This window comes from Candidatus Aquarickettsia rohweri, from assembly GCF_003953955.1.
In the GTDB taxonomy this organism is placed as follows: Bacteria; Pseudomonadota; Alphaproteobacteria; order Rickettsiales; family Midichloriaceae; genus Aquirickettsia; species Aquirickettsia rohweri.
Map to the genome: position 1 here is coordinate 17,701 of NZ_RXFM01000001.1, position 17,798 is coordinate 35,498.

Genomic DNA, 17,798 nt, shown 5'->3' on the forward strand with positions numbered 1-17,798 from the left:
TTTAATATAGATTAAACCTACTATCTACAAATTTATATTTTGCTAAAAATAAAAAAGTTATTAAAGGTTATTTCAATACTTGCAACGTTATTGCTTGGTATTCATATTATTGTGATACAGTGGAATTTAAATTTCTTATTTCCACAAATACAAAATTATTTTGACCAAAACTATTCAGTAAAATTTAAGTTATATGGTGAGATAAAATTAAAAATTTTACCCTATCCAAAAGTATCAATAACAAATATTAGATATACAGATAATGAAAATATAAATGACGTTTTTATTCCAAAGGCTCAGGTTAAAATAAATTTATTTAAAATATTTAATAAAAATGAATTATTGGATTTGTATAATATTTCTTTGTACAACGCAAAAATTAAGATTGTTGATCTGGATAATGATGAGTATTATAATATTTTAAAGCAATATATATCTAAGTCGGGAAAGCATTCTTCAAAAGTTTTTTTTAAAGATGCAGAGTTAGAATTTATAGATAAGGATACTGCTCTTTCTGTCAGAAAATTAAATAATTTAAGCTTTACTTTCAGTAACTCATATAATCATCATTTGGATTTAAATTCTACGTTTTATTTAAATCAAGATAAATACTTTTTATATATTTCATCTGATGATCTAGATAAGGATCTAAATCCAGATGATATAACAATTTCTTTACAACATAATATGCTGCATTTTATTACTCAACTTAGTAGGGATGCAAAGGTTAATAAATTAAGAGGAGTAGCTAATTTACACTTTCATAACCAAAAAGATAATTTGTCTTCAGATTTTAAAAAGTTAATTGGTCAACAAAATTTTAAGAAAGTCAGTGCAGATATAGAATTTGATGAGCAAAGTTTAAGAGTTAGTAATTTTACTACAAATGCCGATGATATCAATAATATATCGGGTGAAGCTAAATATTACAGAGAATCTAATATATTAGATGTAAAATTATTAATTGATAAATTAAATATAGATAAGCTTTTTAATAAGTATTATGGTAACAATGATGAGGAAAAAATAAAATTTAATACTATTGATATATTGGATTTTTTAACGAAGAGGAATGATTTTAAGTTTTCCAAATTAATTACATTATCAACAAAACTGAATGTAAAAAATATTACATTAAATAATGATAATATACAAAATTTAAAATTAGATTTTAGTTCTTGGCCTTCTGTACAAACTAAATATAGCAAAATATTAGTTAATAATCTTAGTATGTTATTACCTGGTAACACTGAAATTATTACTAATGGTATCATTAGTAATTCAACGGTGCCAACTTATAGAGGTGAGATTAATGTTATAAGTCAAAATCCAAAGGAGTATATGGATTGGAGATTTAATAAAAAGATGTCTGAAGAATTTAATAATTCTACAGTTTCAATAAAATCTGATATAGTTTTGATGCCCTATGTCTTTCAATTATATAATACATAATTTGCATCAAAAAATACTCAATTTATTTCTAGTTTATTAGCTTTAAATTACCCTGGAAAAGACAAATTGCAGTTATATGCTAAGATATCAGCTGATAATATTAATTTGGATGATTTTGATGTTGATGATAAGTTTGATGACATTATATATACTCTTTATTCAAGTGATTATGATAGTTCAGGAGAAAAATTTGATCAGAATACTAATAATCTAAATTTTTTGAGAAATCAAAAAGGATTTAAAAATATTACATTAGAAGTTGGAAAATTAATTTTTAAAAAACAACCGTTTCATAATACACATGTTAATATAGATCTTAGCAAAGATAAGTTAAAAATTGATCATGTAAATATTAAACATAAATTTGTCAAATATTCAGGCACATTTTTACTAAATTTACCAGGTCTTAAGCCATCAATAGAAGTGGATTTGTATTTTACTGAATTACATGATCAATTTTTATACTTAATTTTACCTAAACAAGAAAAGTTTTATCAAAGATATAAGAGTGAGCTTGCAAGTGTAGGAAAGGAAAAAACTAATGTAAGTGATATTAATTTTTTCAGTATTGGAAATTTTAATGGAAATTTTAATTGTGTAGTAGATAAATTATATTTTAAAGACATATTATTCAATAAATTTTTATTAAAAGGGGAAGTGAAGGATAGAGATATTAATTTTAAGAATATTAGTGTAAGTGGGTTTAATGGAGAAATTAAAGCTAATGGATATATTTCAACAATAAGGCCAGTTATCATGATGAAACTTGGAGTAGGTTTAGGTAATGTTGATCCAAGTTTAATTTTAGAAAAATTATTAAATTATAAAAATTATTCAGGATATGTAACTACAAAAGGTATTTTTTCATCTAAAGGTGTTAATTATGAAGAGATTAAGCAAAATTTAGGAGGTACATTGAATATTATTGGTAAGAATATAGTTTATAATGGTTTAGGACTTGATGAATTAGCTGATTTGCCACAATTAAAAACAAATCTTGATTATAAATTGAAAAGATTGAATTATTATTCAAGGTATGGTGAAACTAAATTTAATGATGTGAGTGGTATAATTAATATAGAAAACTATCTTGCTCAAATAACAAATCTTAAATTAGATAATGATAGGCTAACAGGATTGAGCAGTTTAGTGTATTCATTTTTAGATAATTCATTAAGTGCTAATTCAAAATTTTCATTTATTCCAACTCAGAATAGTAGTCCTATAGTTATAGATATTACTAATTCAGGAACTTTAGCAAAGACTAAAACAACCATAAATATATCTGAACTAGAAAATTATCTCAGAAAAAATTCGGACTAAAATTGTCTAGGTATTATTAATCATAGCTATTCAATAAAAAACTCACACAACTATAAATTGAGTATTACTGTTAAGATAGTGTGTGAATTTAAAATTGTAACACTAAAATTATTTTAAAAATTTTTAGAGGAGAGATATGAGTACAAATAATAAGCCTGTAGCAGCAAGTTTTATTCAAAAATTAAATGGTCAAGGGTTGGTGGATTTTCAACCATATGTATTGGATATGGAAGATCAATTTTTCGAGTTAAAAGTTATTATCACAGAACTTCCTGATTCAAAAATTGGATCACTTATACACACCCAAGATAATAAAGCTATTGTAAAAAATAAATCGTATTCAATAGAGAAAGTAAAGTATGTTGCAAAGTCAGGAGAAGAACAGAAAGAAGTAATTTTTAGTTACTATATTGTTGATAGCCAAAGTGATAAAAGTTTAACAAAAACCGTTACCATCAATGAATTTGAGCAAAAGAAAACAGATCAGGAATCTGATTTAATAGGAACACAATATGATAATATTATTATTGCTGATGCATATAAAGGATATAAAATATGGGGAGGTAATGATACACTTGCTGGAAATTTAGGAGAAAATATTTTTGTTATTAGCAATAGTAGTAATCATGTTAATACTACTACCACAGAAATACGTAATTTTGAATTAAATGAAGATAAAATTGATTTATCACAATTAACTTGTGTTCAGAGTATTGGAGATTTAAAAATTGATTCTAAGGGCGCAAGTACAGAAATTACAATTAAAGAGAGTCTAATGTATCCTCAAACAATAATTCTTTCAAAAATTATTCCAAATAGTATTAAAGAGAAGTCAGATGAGATATTTATTTTCAATGCAAATAATAATGAAGTAGCATATATATGTGCCGTAGAGAAAGAAGTAGAGAGGGGTTTTTGGGATATTGAGTGGCCATCATTTGTTAAGGGAGCTAGTATATCTACGGTGGTATCAATTATATCAACAGGAATGCATATTTATAATTGTATAGTTGGTAAGTATGCAAGAAATGATGAAGTAAATAATGTACTTGATACTTCTGGTCATTTTTCAGTTCGCAGTAATAATTCTGCGTTTGAACATAAAGTGCCTATTGGTATTACTTTTGAAGAAGATAAGGATATAGATTTAATAACCTTAAAAGATTCAAATACAAATTTTGCCTATGATGGAGTTTTATCAAAAACATCATGGGTTGGTAAAAGTGATGGAATATTATTTTATGATTATGACGGCTCTAAAGTTGCTAACGACAATAAAATAGTTATGACAAGTTGGAGCAAAAATGCAAAAACAGATTTTGAGGCGTTACTTGAGAGTTTTGATAATAATAATGATAAAATTTTTGATAAAGATGATGAAAAATTTAATGAATTTTATGTATGGCAAGATAAAAACAGTAATGGTGTAGTTGATAAGGAAGAATTAAAAGCTTTAGATGAACTTGGTATTAAATCTATTAATTTTAACACTGCTGTATCAGCGAATGATGAGCAATCAGAGCAAGGAATATTAAATGTTGCTACTGTTGAATGGGAAGATGGCAAAGTAACTAAAGCTTATGATTTAGTATTTCAGGTTGAAGAAGCAGTTATTTAATTAGTTAATCAATTATGTGTTGCGGGAGCTAAATATCTGCTCTCGCAATAATTCAAAGATTTATATTGATTGTTATTGTTTATGATGTTTCAATAATTTAATAAATAAGATTTATTAAGCTAGTGGGTATGATAAATTATCAAAATATAAAAGATCTATTTTCTAATTTAGAAAATAATAATTCAGCTGAATTTTTTAAAAATGTTGCAGATAATGTTGAATGGAAAGTTATGGGGCAACACCCTCTTGGAGGACTTTATAACAGTAAAGAATCTTTTTTAGAAAGTACATTTCATAGATTAAATAAGATTTTAAAAGATGGAGTTATATTAAAAGTTAATGATATTTTTATTGATGAAAGAAAAAATGTTGCAATTGTCGAGATGGATTCTATTTCCATTGCTAAGGATGGTAAGCCGTTTGATAATATTTATTGTTGGATAGTACATTTTAATGATCAAGTAATTACAAAAGTTCATGCATATGTAGATTCCGCGCTTGTTAAGCAACTAATTGAAGAAAATGAGTAGATAAATTTATTATTATATTAAAATTTTACTTTCAACCCCTTGAAATATAATAAATAGCATATATATCAATTTCATATTTATAAGTTAATTATTTTTCGAGGTAAAAATGAATTTTCAACCATTACATGACAGAGTACTAGTTGAGAGACTAGAACAAGAAAATAAAACTGAGAGTGGAATTATTATTCCTGATACAGCTAAAGAAAAGCCAATGCAGGGAAAAGTAATAGCTGCTGGCAAAGGTATTAAAGATGAAAAGGGCAATGTTTCTCCTTTAGATGTAAAAGTAGGTGATAAGATTTTATTTGCTAAATGGGGTGGTACAGAAGTCAAACTTGAAGGTAAAGAATATCTTATTATGAAAGAATCGGATATCTTAGGAATAGTTTAATAATTAAAATAGGAGTTTAAAATGACAGCTAAAACAATTGATAAAGGAACAAAAGCTAGAGATAAGTTATTAAGAGGTATTAGAGTTGCTGCTGATACAGTTAGTGTTACACTTGGTCCAAGAGGAAGGAATGTAATAATTGAAAAATCATTTGGGGCACCTAAAATTACTAAGGATGGTGTATCTGTTGCAAAAGAAATTGAATTAGAGGATAAAGTAGAAAATTTAGGTGTACAAGTGTTAAAGGAAGCAGCTAATAAAACAAATGATAGAGCGGGTGATGGCACCACAACAACAATTGTACTTGGCGAATCAATTGCCAGAGAAGGTGTAAAAGCAGTTACAGCTGGTATGAATCCAATGGATTTAAAAAGAGGAATTGAAGCTGCAAGTGAAAAAGTTCTAGCAGAAATTAAAAAAAGGTCTCGTAATATATCTTCATCTGCTGAAATTGCTCAGGTTGCTACTATCTCTGCAAATGGTGATTCAGATATTGGTACAAAAATAGCGAAAGCATTTGAAAAAGTTGGAAAAGACGGAGTTATTACTGTTGAAGAAGCAAATAAAAGCGATGCATTTGAAGTGGATGTTGTTGAAGGTATGAATTTCGATAGAGGATATATTTCACCATATTTTGTTACAAATTCAGAAAAAATGACATGTGAGTTGGAAGATGCTTATATATTAGTATTTGAAAAGAAAATCAGCAATTTACAGCAAATGTTAAAACTTCTTGAAGAAGTAGTTCAATCTTCAAAGCCACTTTTAATTATAGCAGAAGATATTGAAGGTGAAGCATTAGCAACTTTAATTGTCAACAAATTAAGGGGTGGCTTAAAAATTGCAGCTGTCAAAGCTCCAGGTTTCGGAGATAGACGCAAATCAATGCTTGAAGACATATCAATATTAACTGGTGCTCAATTAATTAGTGAGGATTTAGGTCATAAATTAGAGAATGTTACTTTAAGTGATCTTGGAACTGCAAAGAAAGTTCTGATTTCAAAGGATGATACTACTATAGTAAATGGAGCAGGTGAAAAATCTAATATTAAAGCTCGTTGTGATCAAATTAAATCTCAAATTGCTGAAACAACATCTGATTATGATAAGGAAAAGCTTGAAGAAAGGCTTGCTAAATTAGCTGGTGGTGTTGCAGTGTTAAAGGTTGGTGGTATTACGGAAGTTGAAGTTAAAGAAAAGAAAGATAGAGTGGAAGATGCTTACCATGCGACTAAAGCAGCAATAGCTGAAGGAATAGTACCAGGTGGAGGTAGTACATTATTATATGCTTCTAAAATTCTTGAAGGTATGAAAGGTAAAAATCCAGATGAAACAGTGGGGATTGAAATTGTCAAAAAAACTTTATCAGCTCCAATTCGTAAAATTCTTGAAAATGCTGGATTAGAAAGTGCATTGATAGTTGAGAAACTTTTAGAAAAGAATAATTCTACAATGACTTATGATGCTCAAAATCACGAGGTTGTTGATGCTTTCAAAAAAGGTATTGTAGATCCTACAAAAGTCGTGAGAAATGCTCTTCAAAGTGCCGCATCTGTTGCATCATTATTGGTTACTACTGAAACTACAGTTTGTGATACACCAAACAAAAAAGATGATTCCATGCCAGCAGGTGGTGGTATGCCGATGGGTGGTATGGGAGGAATGGGTGGTATGGGAATGTAATTTCCATAATCTCTCATTATATCAAAATTTTATTCTAATACTAGAAAGCTTCAGGACTGTTTCTTGGAGCTTTTTTATTTTATAATTTATAGAAAAATCTAGATTGCATAATATCTCAAGATATTTTAATATCAGCACATAAATCATTACTATTGTTGTAATAAATTTTAAAAACTTTAAAATAAAATAATGTTAAAATATATAGCTAGGAAAATTTTTGGTAATAGAACTGACAAGATAGTGAAGTCTCTAAAACCAATTTTAAATGAAGTAAATAAATTAGAAGAAAAAATAAGTATTCTTTCAGATAATGAACTTAAGGCAAAAACCCTGGAATTCAAAGAAAAGTTAAAAAAAGGTGCATCTATAGATAGCATAACTTCAGAGGCATTTGCTGTTGTAAGAGAAACAGCAAAAAGAGTTTTGGGGGAAAGACATTATGATGTTCAGATTTTAGGGGGGTTAGTATTACATAAAGGAATGATCTCTGAAATGAAAACTGGTGAAGGAAAAACTTTAGTTTCTTCATTGCCAGCTTACTTAAATTCTTTAACAGGAAAAGGAGTTCATATTGTAACGGTAAATGATTATTTAGCTAAAAGAGACTCTGAATGGATGGGTAAAATATATAAATTTCATGATTTAAGTGTTGGATGCTTAGTTAATGATACACCTGAGGAAGAAAGAAAAAAAGTATATCAATGTGATATTGTTTATGGGACTAATAATGAATTTGGCTTTGATTATTTAAGAGATAATTTAAAGCATAATATTAAATCACTCGTTCAAAGAGAGTTTAATTTTGCAATTATAGATGAAGTAGATAGTATTCTAATTGATGAAGCAAGAACACCATTAATTATATCTGGACCATCATTTAGTAGCACCGAATTATATGTGAAAATAAATAATATAGCATCAATTTTACACGATGATGAATATGAATTAGATGAGAAGAACAAGACAGTTTTGCTTACTGATAAAGGTAATGAGCGATGTGAAAAGTTAATAAAGGACATGGGGTTAATCAAAAAGGATAGCAGTTTATATGATATTGAGAATATGGATGTTGTACACCATTTAAACCAAGCAATAAAAGCTCATAAAATTTTTAAATTAGACACTGATTACATCGTTAAAGAAGGTAAGGTTTTAATTATTGATGAATTTACTGGTAGAATTATGGATGGAAGAAGGTATTCTGAAGGCCTTCATCAAGCCATTGAGGCAAAAGAAAATGTTTCAATTCAACAAGAAAATCAAACACTAGCTTCTATAACTTTTCAAAATTATTTTAGAATGTATCCAAAGTTATCTGGTATGACTGGTACGGCTATAACTGAGGCTCAAGAATTTTTAAGTATTTATAATCTTGAAGTAGTTCAAATTCCTACGAATATTCCTGTTACAAGAGTTGATGAGCATGATGTGATATATAAGATAGAGGATGCTAAGAATAATGCAATAATTTCTGAAGTTGAAAAAGTACATAGTAAAAAACAACCTATTTTAATAGGAACTGTAAGCATTGAGAAATCAGAATTAATTTCAAAGCTTTTAAAGAAAAAAGGGATTAAGCATAAAGTTTTAAATGCAAAATTTCATGAACAAGAGGCTGAAATAATTGCACTTGCAGGTCAGCTTGGAGCAGTGACAATAGCTACTAATATGGCAGGAAGAGGCACTGATATAAAATTAGGAGGTAATGAAGAAGTAGTAATTAAAGAAAAATTAGGAGAAAAAAATTTAAATGAGAGGGAAATTGATAAAATTAAGCAACAAGTTGAATCTGATAGAAAAAAAGTGTTAGACATAGGAGGCTTATTTGTTATTGGAACTGAAAGGCATGAATCTAGAAGAATTGACAATCAATTGCGCGGAAGATCTGGAAGACAAGGAGATGCTGGTAGAACAAAATTCTTTTTATCCTTAGAAGATGATTTAATGAGAATTTTTGGTTCAGTTAAAATAGGTAATTTTTTAGGTAAGTTAGGTCTTAAAGATGATGAGGCTATTGAGCATCCATGGATTAATAAATCTTTAGCAAAAGCTCAACAAAAAGTTGAATCTAGGAACTATGAGATTAGAAAAAATTTGTTAAAATTTGATGATGTCATGAATGAACAAAGAAAGGTTATTTATGAGCAAAGAATTCAAATAATGAAAGAGCAAAAATTTGACGATATTTTAATTGATAAAGTTCATATACATAATAAATACTTAATCGATAAATTTGTACCTGATAAATCATATAAAGAAGAATGGCAAATAAAAGAGTTAATCCATGAAATTCATAGAATTTATAACATAAATTTAGTTATTAATGATGATTTAAGTAAAAAAGATATATTAAAAAATTTAAATGATGAGACGTCAAAAATCTTCAAAGTCAAGAAAGATGAATTCGGTGAAGATATTTTTAATGAGGCTTTAAAAAGAATATTTTTGTTGACTTTAGATCAGCTATGGAAAGAACACCTAAATGCTTTAGATAGGTTGAAAGCAGGCATAAATTTAAGAGCATATGGACAAAAAGATCCTTTAAATGAATATAAATTTGAGGCATTTAAATTATTTGAAGATATGTTTTTAGAGTTAGATGAAAATATTATAATTACATGTGCTAAAATTCAGATATCACATGAACTTGGTGATATGGATAATTTAGACTCAAGTGATAATGTATTTGAAACGAAAAAAGATTATAACTTATTATCTGGTTAAAAAAAGTCAGGAGGTAATGTAAAAACGCCTAATGTAGTCAATAATAAATTTGAAATGGATCCTAAAAATCCAGCTACTTGGGGTAAAATTTCTAGAAATGCATTATGTCCATGTGGCTCAAGTAAAAAATATAAATACTGTCATGGTAGCATAATATGAATTTAATCACTAATAAGCAGGTTTATAAGAAAAGCTATTGATGATATTAAGTAATAGGAAATAGTCAATAACAGAACCGAATATTCAACAATAAAATTACTCAACAATATTAGAGTCAAAAGGCGGCTGTGATCCATGCTTGATTTTAAATGCTTCACATTTACTTATAGGTGTTTTAGGTCTTGAAACTATGATAATATTTGCTATAAATCAATCTTTTTGGATTTATAGCAAATAAAGTTCATTATAATAAAATCTTATAGTTCGGTGTTGAAGTTATTATGTGTTTCATGACCATCCATTTCTTTCACAATACTCATCACTTGATCTTTGATTTGTGTGAAATAATCTTCAGAAAGTTTTAATAGTGATTCTTTATTATCAATAGAATCATTGCACATATTTGATAATGATTCAGGGAGATTTGGGTTTAATCTATGATAATGTGGGAAAATCTCCGAAGCTTCCATTTCACTTGCAGAAGATATAGCTTCCTGCACAAGAGAGAGGAATAAGTGTTGTTTTATTTTCCAGTCATTTTCTCCGTAACCACTCATTTTATCCATAATATTAGACGATTTTTCTTTTCCTGTGCCTAAAGAGAAAATTTGCAAATCTGATGCATTGAAGTTACTGTTATGTTTTAGAAAATCTGCAGCTGTAAACAAGGCAGGGTTTTTAGCATATACTCCACCATCTACATCATAATAAATCTTATCATCAGGTCCAACGGTTTTTTTAGGTGCAAAAGCCGTAGGATATGCAATGGACGCTTCTACTGCATCTCTAACATAAAAATCTTTATCAGGGTTATCTTTTGCTGAATATGTAGACCATATATGCGGTGCTGAATTATTTAGAGAATATGAAAGAACGCTCAGGGGTTTTAATGTTTCGCTCAATTTTAAGTCTGTAGCGATTTTTTTTACCGTATTATGTATGTTAGTAGTTTCGTATTTTGGAGCAACTAGCCCGTCGTGTGATTCTAGTTTGTACTCCTCGCTGGTTTGGCACCAATTTTTTGCATCTAAAAAGATAGAGCAAACTTCCGATGCAGAATATTTAGCTCCTCCCTCTGCATTTGGGACCAAAAGTGCAGATGCAATGATACTTCCTGCAGAGGTTCCCACGACATGGTCAAAATATTCGTGAACTTCCTTTCCTGTTGCTTTGACAAATTGTTTTAGAAAGCACGCAGGAATTATACCCTTCATACCACTACCATCTATTGATAATATCTTATAATATTTTTTAGCCATTAAACACCTCGAACAATTGTTATAATATATTGATGGTATACATATATTTATTTGTTGCAAATAATTTATTAGTTGAAAATAAGCATTGCCTGTACTGGAGCTTTTAACCATTTCTCTGAGTTATAGCATTACCACTATCACCTCCACTCGCAATGACTATATCGCTAATAAAACTGCATTTAAGTGTTCCTGTATAATAGTTTTTTGCTTTTTATAAAACAATTCTTATCTGCAGTTCGGTAATTTCCTTAGATATTAAAGTTCCGGGTTTGGCGTTGTTGTATCCGTTGGTATAGGATAGCAATAAATTTCTGCATCCTGAAGATACTGAATGTTGATTAGACGTGAGGAAAATGTATAATGCATTGCATTCATTAGTAATTCATATGCATTCTCTACATTTCCAATTGTTGAAATATCGGTGTTCTCAAGAGAGTCTATAATTTCTTCAAAATCAGGAGGACAGATATGTAAGTTGTTTTTATTAGCAGCGATTACTTCTTCAACAGCAGCTTTTTCATCATCTTTACTAAGATTTTTTCCAAAAACATCCTGAACTTTTTTAGTATATTCCTTACATCCAGAGTTTTCCACACTATCAAAACCAATAGATATTTCTTGATCAGCTTCAGCACCAACTTCAAATTCCATAGGTTTTTTATCTCCATCATTATAAGTATCACCTAATTTTCTTCCTTGAGACTCCTCTTGTTCCTGTAAGAAATTTTTGGATATTGCAACAATTTTACGTAATGTTTCCTGGTAAAAATCGTTATAATCATTTCTGTTGTTATCAGATGCTGAGCCAGTTAAAGAAAGCACGCTGATATAATCCATCTTTTTAAGATTAGTACAAATATCACTTATCCAACCTTCAAGAAGACATGCAGGGTGTTTGTTTGATAATTTATCATAACCATAACGATTTTGGACAAACTTCTCAATTTCTGATATTACCTGATTGAAATCTGGTTTGGCAACAGTTTCAAGTTTTAATTTATCAATTCCAAGAGCTTTTGGAGAAACAGTATCAAAGCCAATAGATATTTTTTGATCAGGGTCTGCACCAACCTGAAACACCATAGGTTTTTTATCTCCATCATTGGAAGCATCAAATACTTTGCTTCCTTGAACATCATCAATTTGGAAAAGCGGAACTCCATTAGCATCATATATTATATCACCTCTAAGTGCTTTTATAGCATGGAATAAAATAGGATCATTATTGTTTTCATTATTAAAATCTGACATTTTGTAACTCTTAATAAGTTATAATTGATATTCGTAACACCACTTACTTTTAGTATTAATGTTTAATAAGTAGTATGAATTCTTTGATATATTTTGATTTTGTATTCTATCTTATTAGCTTCTAGAAGCTAATCCTGCATAATCTACAGGTTATTAAGATAGATGTGTTATGAATTATCCATTATCATCTCACCCTCCTCACTTGGTTTAAGTTTTGTATATAACTTTATGCCACTATGCTATAAATTTTTATACCTAGAAGTCAATATATTTGGTGATCAATAGTAGTTTAATTATTATTTATTAGTAAATTTTTGAGTAATATAATTATCGACTAATTTGATGAATTCTTGTGTGATATTATTGCCTCTTAGAGTGTTAGTTTTTTTACTATCTGTATAAACTACTGCTACAGGATTTTCTCCATCACCTGGTAAGCTTATCCCTATATCTGCGTGTTTACTTTCCCCTGGGCCGTTAACTATACAACCCATAACGGCAATTTTAAGTGATTCTACGTTTTTATATTTATTTTTCCAATAGATCATATTTTCATCTATATGTTTTTGAATATCTTGAGCGAGTTGTTGAAAATATGTGCTTGAAGTTCTTCCACATCCTGGGCATGCTGAAATTTGTGGAGCAAAATCTCTGATTTCTAAGGATTGTAAGATTTCTTGACATAATTTTACTTCTGTAGTTCTAGACTCGCCTACTTTAGGTGTGAGCGATGCTCTAATTGTATCTCCAATCCCCTCTTGTAACAATGTAGATAAAGCAGCTGTGGTGGCTATGACTCCTTTAATTCCAATTCCAGCTTCGGTTAATCCTAGGTGCAAAGGGTAGTTACATTTCTTTGATAATTCTCTATATACAGATATAAGGTCTTGCACTTTTGAAAGTTTTGCAGATAATATAATTTTATTGCTATCTAAACCAATTTCTTCGGCTTTCTTTGCACTTTGCAGTGCTGACTCTATAATTGCTTTTCTCATGATGTAATCGGCAGATTTTGGCAAGTTTAATTTAGCATTTTTATCCATTAAATCTGCCAACAAATACTGGTCTAAACTACCCCAATTAACCCCAATTCTGATTGGCTTTTTATTTTTTATTGCAAGCTCAATAATTTTTTCAAAATTTTTATCACGCTTATTTTTAAAACCCACATTGCCTGGGTTAATTCTATATTTTGCAAGTAATTTAGCGCAATCAGGAATTTCTGACAATAAAGTATGCCCATTATAATGAAAGCATCCAACTACTGGTATATTTAGATTTTTCCTATCTAATTCGTTTATTATTTTTGGTATCGCTCTTGCAGCCTCAATATCATTTACTGTGACTCTAACAATTTCTGAACCAGCATTATATAACTCGATAATTTGAGTAATGGTAGCTTTAATGTTTTGTGTTGGTGTATTAGTCATTGATTGTACTACAATAGGGTTTTTACCTCCTACTAATATATTTCCTACCTTTACCTCAAGTGTTGATTTTCTTATTATTTTTTGAAGTCCTACCATTAAAAATTTTTATATTATTGTTTATAATTAACCATTTATTGAAGCCTTGTGTGTTGGTATAGTATAACACTTAGCTTTTTAATAAAAGTGCAAATTTATGTTTTTTTAAAAAATTTAAAACATATAGTAATAAAGCTATAATATTGTTATATTAGCGTCTGTATTATTTTTAAAACATAATGATAAGAAGATTTATTCTAAAACTTTTTATTTTACTAGTAATAATATTGTTACCATATTATTACCTAAAAAATAAGGGTTATTTAGTATTAATAAAAGATTTTGCATACAATAATTTTAGTAAATTTGGTGAGTTAAAGAAGATAGATATTTTTGGTAATTATTTGCTATCTGAACAATTTTTAATAGGTTATATCAATATAAAAATAGGTCAAAAATTATATGATATATCACCTGATAATATTAGGTATAGGTTACTTGAATTAAATGAAATAAAAGAAGCTAATGTAAGTATTAACTATTCTGGAATAATAAAAATTAATATTATAGAAAGAAAACCTTTTGCTATATGGTGGAATCAAAATTTACCTATATTAGTTGATGATGAAGGTAATGAAATATTGAAGATTTCAGATTTAAAAAAGTATAAAAATCATGTCATAATTTTTGGACAAAATTTTCACAATAAATTAAAAATATTTCTTGATTTATTTAAACAATTTTCATTATATAATGAAACTAAAAGTTTACATTACATTGGTAATAGGAGATGGGATGTATATATTGAAAATGATGTTGTGATAAAATTGCCTGAAAAGAATATTGATATTGCTCTTAAAAAGTCAGAAGAAGTCTTAAAGAGATTTAAATATAAAGACAGAATTGCTATAATAGACTTAAGGCTATATCCTAAAAAAATTTTTTTAAAATTAAAAAATAATATATGATTAAAGGCAAAAATATAATTACTATTTTAGATATAGGGAGTGCTAAAATAAGTTGCTTTATTATTAAGAAGATTTATGCAGATAATTATGAAGTGTTAGGAGTATCTCAAACTGCTTCATTTGGTGTAAAATCAGGTATGGTAGTTGATTTAGAGTCAGCAAGAAATTCTATAGTTAAAGCTGTTGAGATTGCAGAAAAAATGGCTTCTATAACAGTAAGAAGTGTATATGTTAGTTTAAACTCTTCATATCTTATTTCTGAAAGAAGTTCAGCGGATGTTTTGCTATCTAATCAAGAAGTTACTGTTAAAGATTTAAATAAAATATTATTTAAAGTTCTTGGGAGATTTAATAAACAAGAAGTTGAAATAGTTCATACTTTTCCATATGAATATATATTAGATGGTAATAGAGGAATTTTTCACCCTCTAGGTTTATATGGTAATAAACTTACAGGGTTTTTTCATATTATAAGTGTTCCAATAAATTATATTGTGAACATCGCTAAATGCCTTGAGTTATGTCAGTTAAAGATTGAAGGATATATATCTAGTGGGTATGCTTCAGGAATTGCATGTTTAAAAAGTGAAGAAATGGAATTTGGTTGTGCGCTAATTGAAATTAATGGTGGGTCTTCAACTATATCATTATTTTTTAATGATAAAATTATCTTTACTGATGGTGTGCCATTTGGTGGTATTAATATCACAAAAGATTTAGCAAAAGTATTTAACTTAGAAATGAGTATAGCTGAAAAAATAAAAAGTACTAATGGTTCAATGATTCAATTAGGAAGTAGTTCATTAAGCAATAATATTAAAATTGATGCCGATACGCTAAATGATCAAGATTATTTTATTGATCAAAATGAATTAAATGATGTGATTATTGCTAGAATGAGGGAGATTTTAACATTATTAAAAGTTAAATTAGAAGATAATGATATGATGGAATTGGTTAATAAGATAGTATTTACTGGTGGATGTGCTCAATCTTTAGGTATGAAAGAGTTAATTGAAGAGGTCTTTAATGTAAAAACAAGAATTGGGATTCCAAACAATCAACAAGGTATACCTGATGAATTCTTAAAAACTGGTTTTGCTGTACCTATAGGTATGATAAAATGTATTAGTGATATGAACCATCATAAAAAAAATTTATTAGAGGACAAGCAAAGCATGTTCAAATCAACTTGGACATGGCTTAAAGAAAATTTTTAGAGATAGTTTATATATCTAAAATAACTATAGCTAAATAACTTTAATTGAAGTACGTTGAGAGAGGATCGAAATGTGGTAACCCCACATGAACGACGAGCGAAGCTGTAATTAAATTACAAGGAATTAGCTATATTTGGATAAAAAAGGGTGATAAAAAAAATAATACATAATTATAGAATAATATCTCCTTTGTTATGTTTATATGATGGAAGTATACATGTTGCTATAAGGTCTTTTGATTACGAAGGAATAGATTATTTGTTATTAGTTGATATAGAAAATTTAAATACAAAATTAGCAAAAGCTAAAAATTGTTACCCGAGGAAGAATGATAAAGAAGGAAGATATTTTGAGTTCAGAGATTTCTCAAGTAGTAGATACCATCAAATTCTAAATCAATATAATATTATAGAAAATAATATTAAAGATAACCAAGGTCTAAAAAGCATTAATAAATCAGAAGGAGTCTTTATTTCAGTAAACGCTAAAATATCCCCATCTTGACAAGTATTATCCGCCTTTCTTTGGGTTTCTTAAGTTTTTTGATAATTCTAAAAAAAATTTAATTTGATGATATTTTTTTATCAATATTATATGGAAGTAAATTTACTAACTCTTTTGGATCAGAATAATCATGAATATGATTCAGCAAATATTTTAAATAATCATAAGGATTAATCTTATTTACTTTGCAAGTTTCAATAATACTATAAATATTTGCACTAGCTTTAGCACCCTTAGTTGTTGCACAGAACATCCAATTTTTTCTGCCAACTGCAAATGGTTTTATACTACGCTCCGAATCATTATTATCAATACGCAGTCTTCCATCTAAAAGATAATTATTTAATCCTTGCCAATTATTTAATGTATATCCAACTGCCTTACCAAGTATACTTTGCGGTGGTATTGCATCCTTCACTTCATCTAACAATTTTTTAATTACCTCTAATATTGGTACTGCATTTTTTTCTCTTAATTTCTTTGTTTCTCCAGGATCTAATTTTTTATCCAACGCTTCTCTTTCTATTTTATATAATTGACCTATATATTTTACCATCTTATGCGCTATTCCTGGTGTTTTTATTGTCTTTGTTATTTCTATGTATTTTCTTCTTGCATGTGCCCAGCACGCTACCCATGTTATTTCCTTCTTATCATGCAAGCCAGCATATCCACTATATGCATCTGTTTGATGATATCCTTTAAATTCTTTTAAAAATATTTCTGCGTTTTCTCCTTTCCTATTTTCCTGATAATCATATACTATCCCTCTTTTTTCCCTCTCACCACTTAGATGCACCCACATATATGAGCTACTTCCATTATTATCCAGCACATTTACCTTTGTTTCATCACTTGCTATATAATCATTTGTTAATATATCTTTTTTTAAGAATTCTATTATCGGGCTTATCAACTTCCCACATGAATTAACCCAATTACATAATGTGCTTCTTGGTAAATCTATTCCATTCCTTTTCAAAATCTGTTCTTGCCTATATAATGGCAAATGATCTACATATTTACTCACCATTATTTGTGCTAATAATCCTGCTGTTGCATTTGCTTTTGGTATTGGCTTATTTGGCAACTTTGCACATCTTACTGTTTCTTCACATCCCTTGCACGCATATTTATATCTTACATGTTCTATTACCTGTAATTTTGCTGGTATATAATCTAACTGCTCACTTTTCTCTTCTCCTATCTTACTTAGCTGACATCCACAACCACATCTTTTTTCTTCTTCT

13 protein-coding genes and 1 pseudogene are annotated in these 17,798 nt (G+C 28.5%); 10 read left to right on the forward strand and 4 right to left on the reverse strand.

All coding sequences use genetic code 11. The annotated features are described in order from the left end of the window. The first annotated feature begins 39 nt into the window (after positions 1–39). The 7 genes and pseudogenes from EIC27_RS00090 to secA all read left to right on the forward strand — a co-directional run bounded on the left by EIC27_RS00090 (position 40) and on the right by secA (position 9,880). A complete protein-coding gene (locus EIC27_RS00090) occupies positions 40–1,452 on the forward strand; it encodes an AsmA family protein (RefSeq protein WP_126044133.1) in 1,413 nt (470 codons plus the stop codon). 66 nt (positions 1,453–1,518) lie between these two features. Further along, positions 1,519–2,775 carry an AsmA family protein gene (locus EIC27_RS00095; RefSeq protein WP_162298280.1) on the forward strand — a complete coding sequence of 419 codons (1,257 nt, stop codon included), beginning with the start codon at positions 1,519–1,521 and terminating at the stop codon, positions 2,773–2,775. 136 nt (positions 2,776–2,911) lie between these two features. Then, positions 2,912–4,393 carry a M10 family metallopeptidase C-terminal domain-containing protein gene (locus tag EIC27_RS00100; RefSeq protein WP_126044135.1) on the forward strand — a complete coding sequence of 494 codons (1,482 nt, stop codon included), beginning with the start codon at positions 2,912–2,914 and terminating at the stop codon, positions 4,391–4,393. 128 nt (positions 4,394–4,521) lie between these two features. Further along, positions 4,522–4,923: a nuclear transport factor 2 family protein gene (locus EIC27_RS00105; protein WP_126044136.1), complete on the forward strand. Its 402-nt coding sequence runs from the start codon at positions 4,522–4,524 to the stop codon at positions 4,921–4,923. A gap of 106 nt (positions 4,924–5,029) precedes the next feature. Beyond that, a complete protein-coding gene (groES, locus tag EIC27_RS00110; RefSeq protein ID WP_126044137.1) occupies positions 5,030–5,314 on the forward strand; it encodes a co-chaperone GroES in 285 nt (94 codons plus the stop codon). 21 nt (positions 5,315–5,335) lie between these two features. Continuing rightward, complete coding sequence (groL, locus tag EIC27_RS00115; protein ID WP_126044138.1) at positions 5,336–6,997, forward strand: chaperonin GroEL; 1,662 nt, start codon at positions 5,336–5,338, stop codon at positions 6,995–6,997. A gap of 189 nt (positions 6,998–7,186) precedes the next feature. Then, positions 7,187–9,880: pseudogene (secA, locus tag EIC27_RS00120) on the forward strand (preprotein translocase subunit SecA). Positions 9,881–10,137: 257 nt separating this feature from the next. Here the strand turns inward: secA and EIC27_RS00125 are convergent. The 3 genes from EIC27_RS00125 to ispG all read right to left on the reverse strand — a co-directional run bounded on the left by EIC27_RS00125 (position 10,138) and on the right by ispG (position 13,916). Then, complete coding sequence (locus tag EIC27_RS00125; protein ID WP_162298281.1) at positions 10,138–11,139, reverse strand: patatin-like phospholipase family protein; 1,002 nt, start codon at positions 11,137–11,139, stop codon at positions 10,138–10,140. 255 nt (positions 11,140–11,394) lie between these two features. Beyond that, entirely contained in the window at positions 11,395–12,390 is a 996-nt protein-coding gene (locus EIC27_RS00130) for a hypothetical protein (protein WP_126044140.1), read from the reverse strand. A 296-nt stretch (positions 12,391–12,686) separates the two neighbouring features. Further along, positions 12,687–13,916 carry a flavodoxin-dependent (E)-4-hydroxy-3-methylbut-2-enyl-diphosphate synthase gene (gene ispG / locus EIC27_RS00135; RefSeq protein ID WP_126044141.1) on the reverse strand — a complete coding sequence of 410 codons (1,230 nt, stop codon included), beginning with the start codon at positions 13,914–13,916 and terminating at the stop codon, positions 12,687–12,689. Positions 13,917–14,095: 179 nt separating this feature from the next. On the opposite strand from ispG, the gene EIC27_RS00140 reads away from it, so the two are divergent. The 3 genes from EIC27_RS00140 to EIC27_RS00150 all read left to right on the forward strand — a co-directional run bounded on the left by EIC27_RS00140 (position 14,096) and on the right by EIC27_RS00150 (position 16,548). Then, positions 14,096–14,824, forward strand: a complete 729-nt coding sequence (locus EIC27_RS00140; protein ID WP_126044142.1) for a cell division protein FtsQ/DivIB — start codon at positions 14,096–14,098, stop codon at positions 14,822–14,824. After that, on the forward strand, positions 14,821–16,044 hold the full coding sequence (ftsA, locus tag EIC27_RS00145) for a cell division protein FtsA (RefSeq protein WP_126044143.1): 1,224 nt from the start codon (positions 14,821–14,823) through the stop codon (positions 16,042–16,044). The genes EIC27_RS00140 and ftsA overlap by 4 nt, the downstream gene beginning before the upstream one ends. A gap of 147 nt (positions 16,045–16,191) precedes the next feature. Continuing rightward, a complete protein-coding gene (locus EIC27_RS00150) occupies positions 16,192–16,548 on the forward strand; it encodes a hypothetical protein (RefSeq protein WP_126044144.1) in 357 nt (118 codons plus the stop codon). A 58-nt stretch (positions 16,549–16,606) separates the two neighbouring features. Here the strand turns inward: EIC27_RS00150 and tnpC are convergent. After that, positions 16,607–17,798: IS66 family transposase (gene tnpC / locus EIC27_RS00155; RefSeq protein WP_126044145.1), on the reverse strand; the 1,192-nt coding region annotated here is incomplete at its 5' end.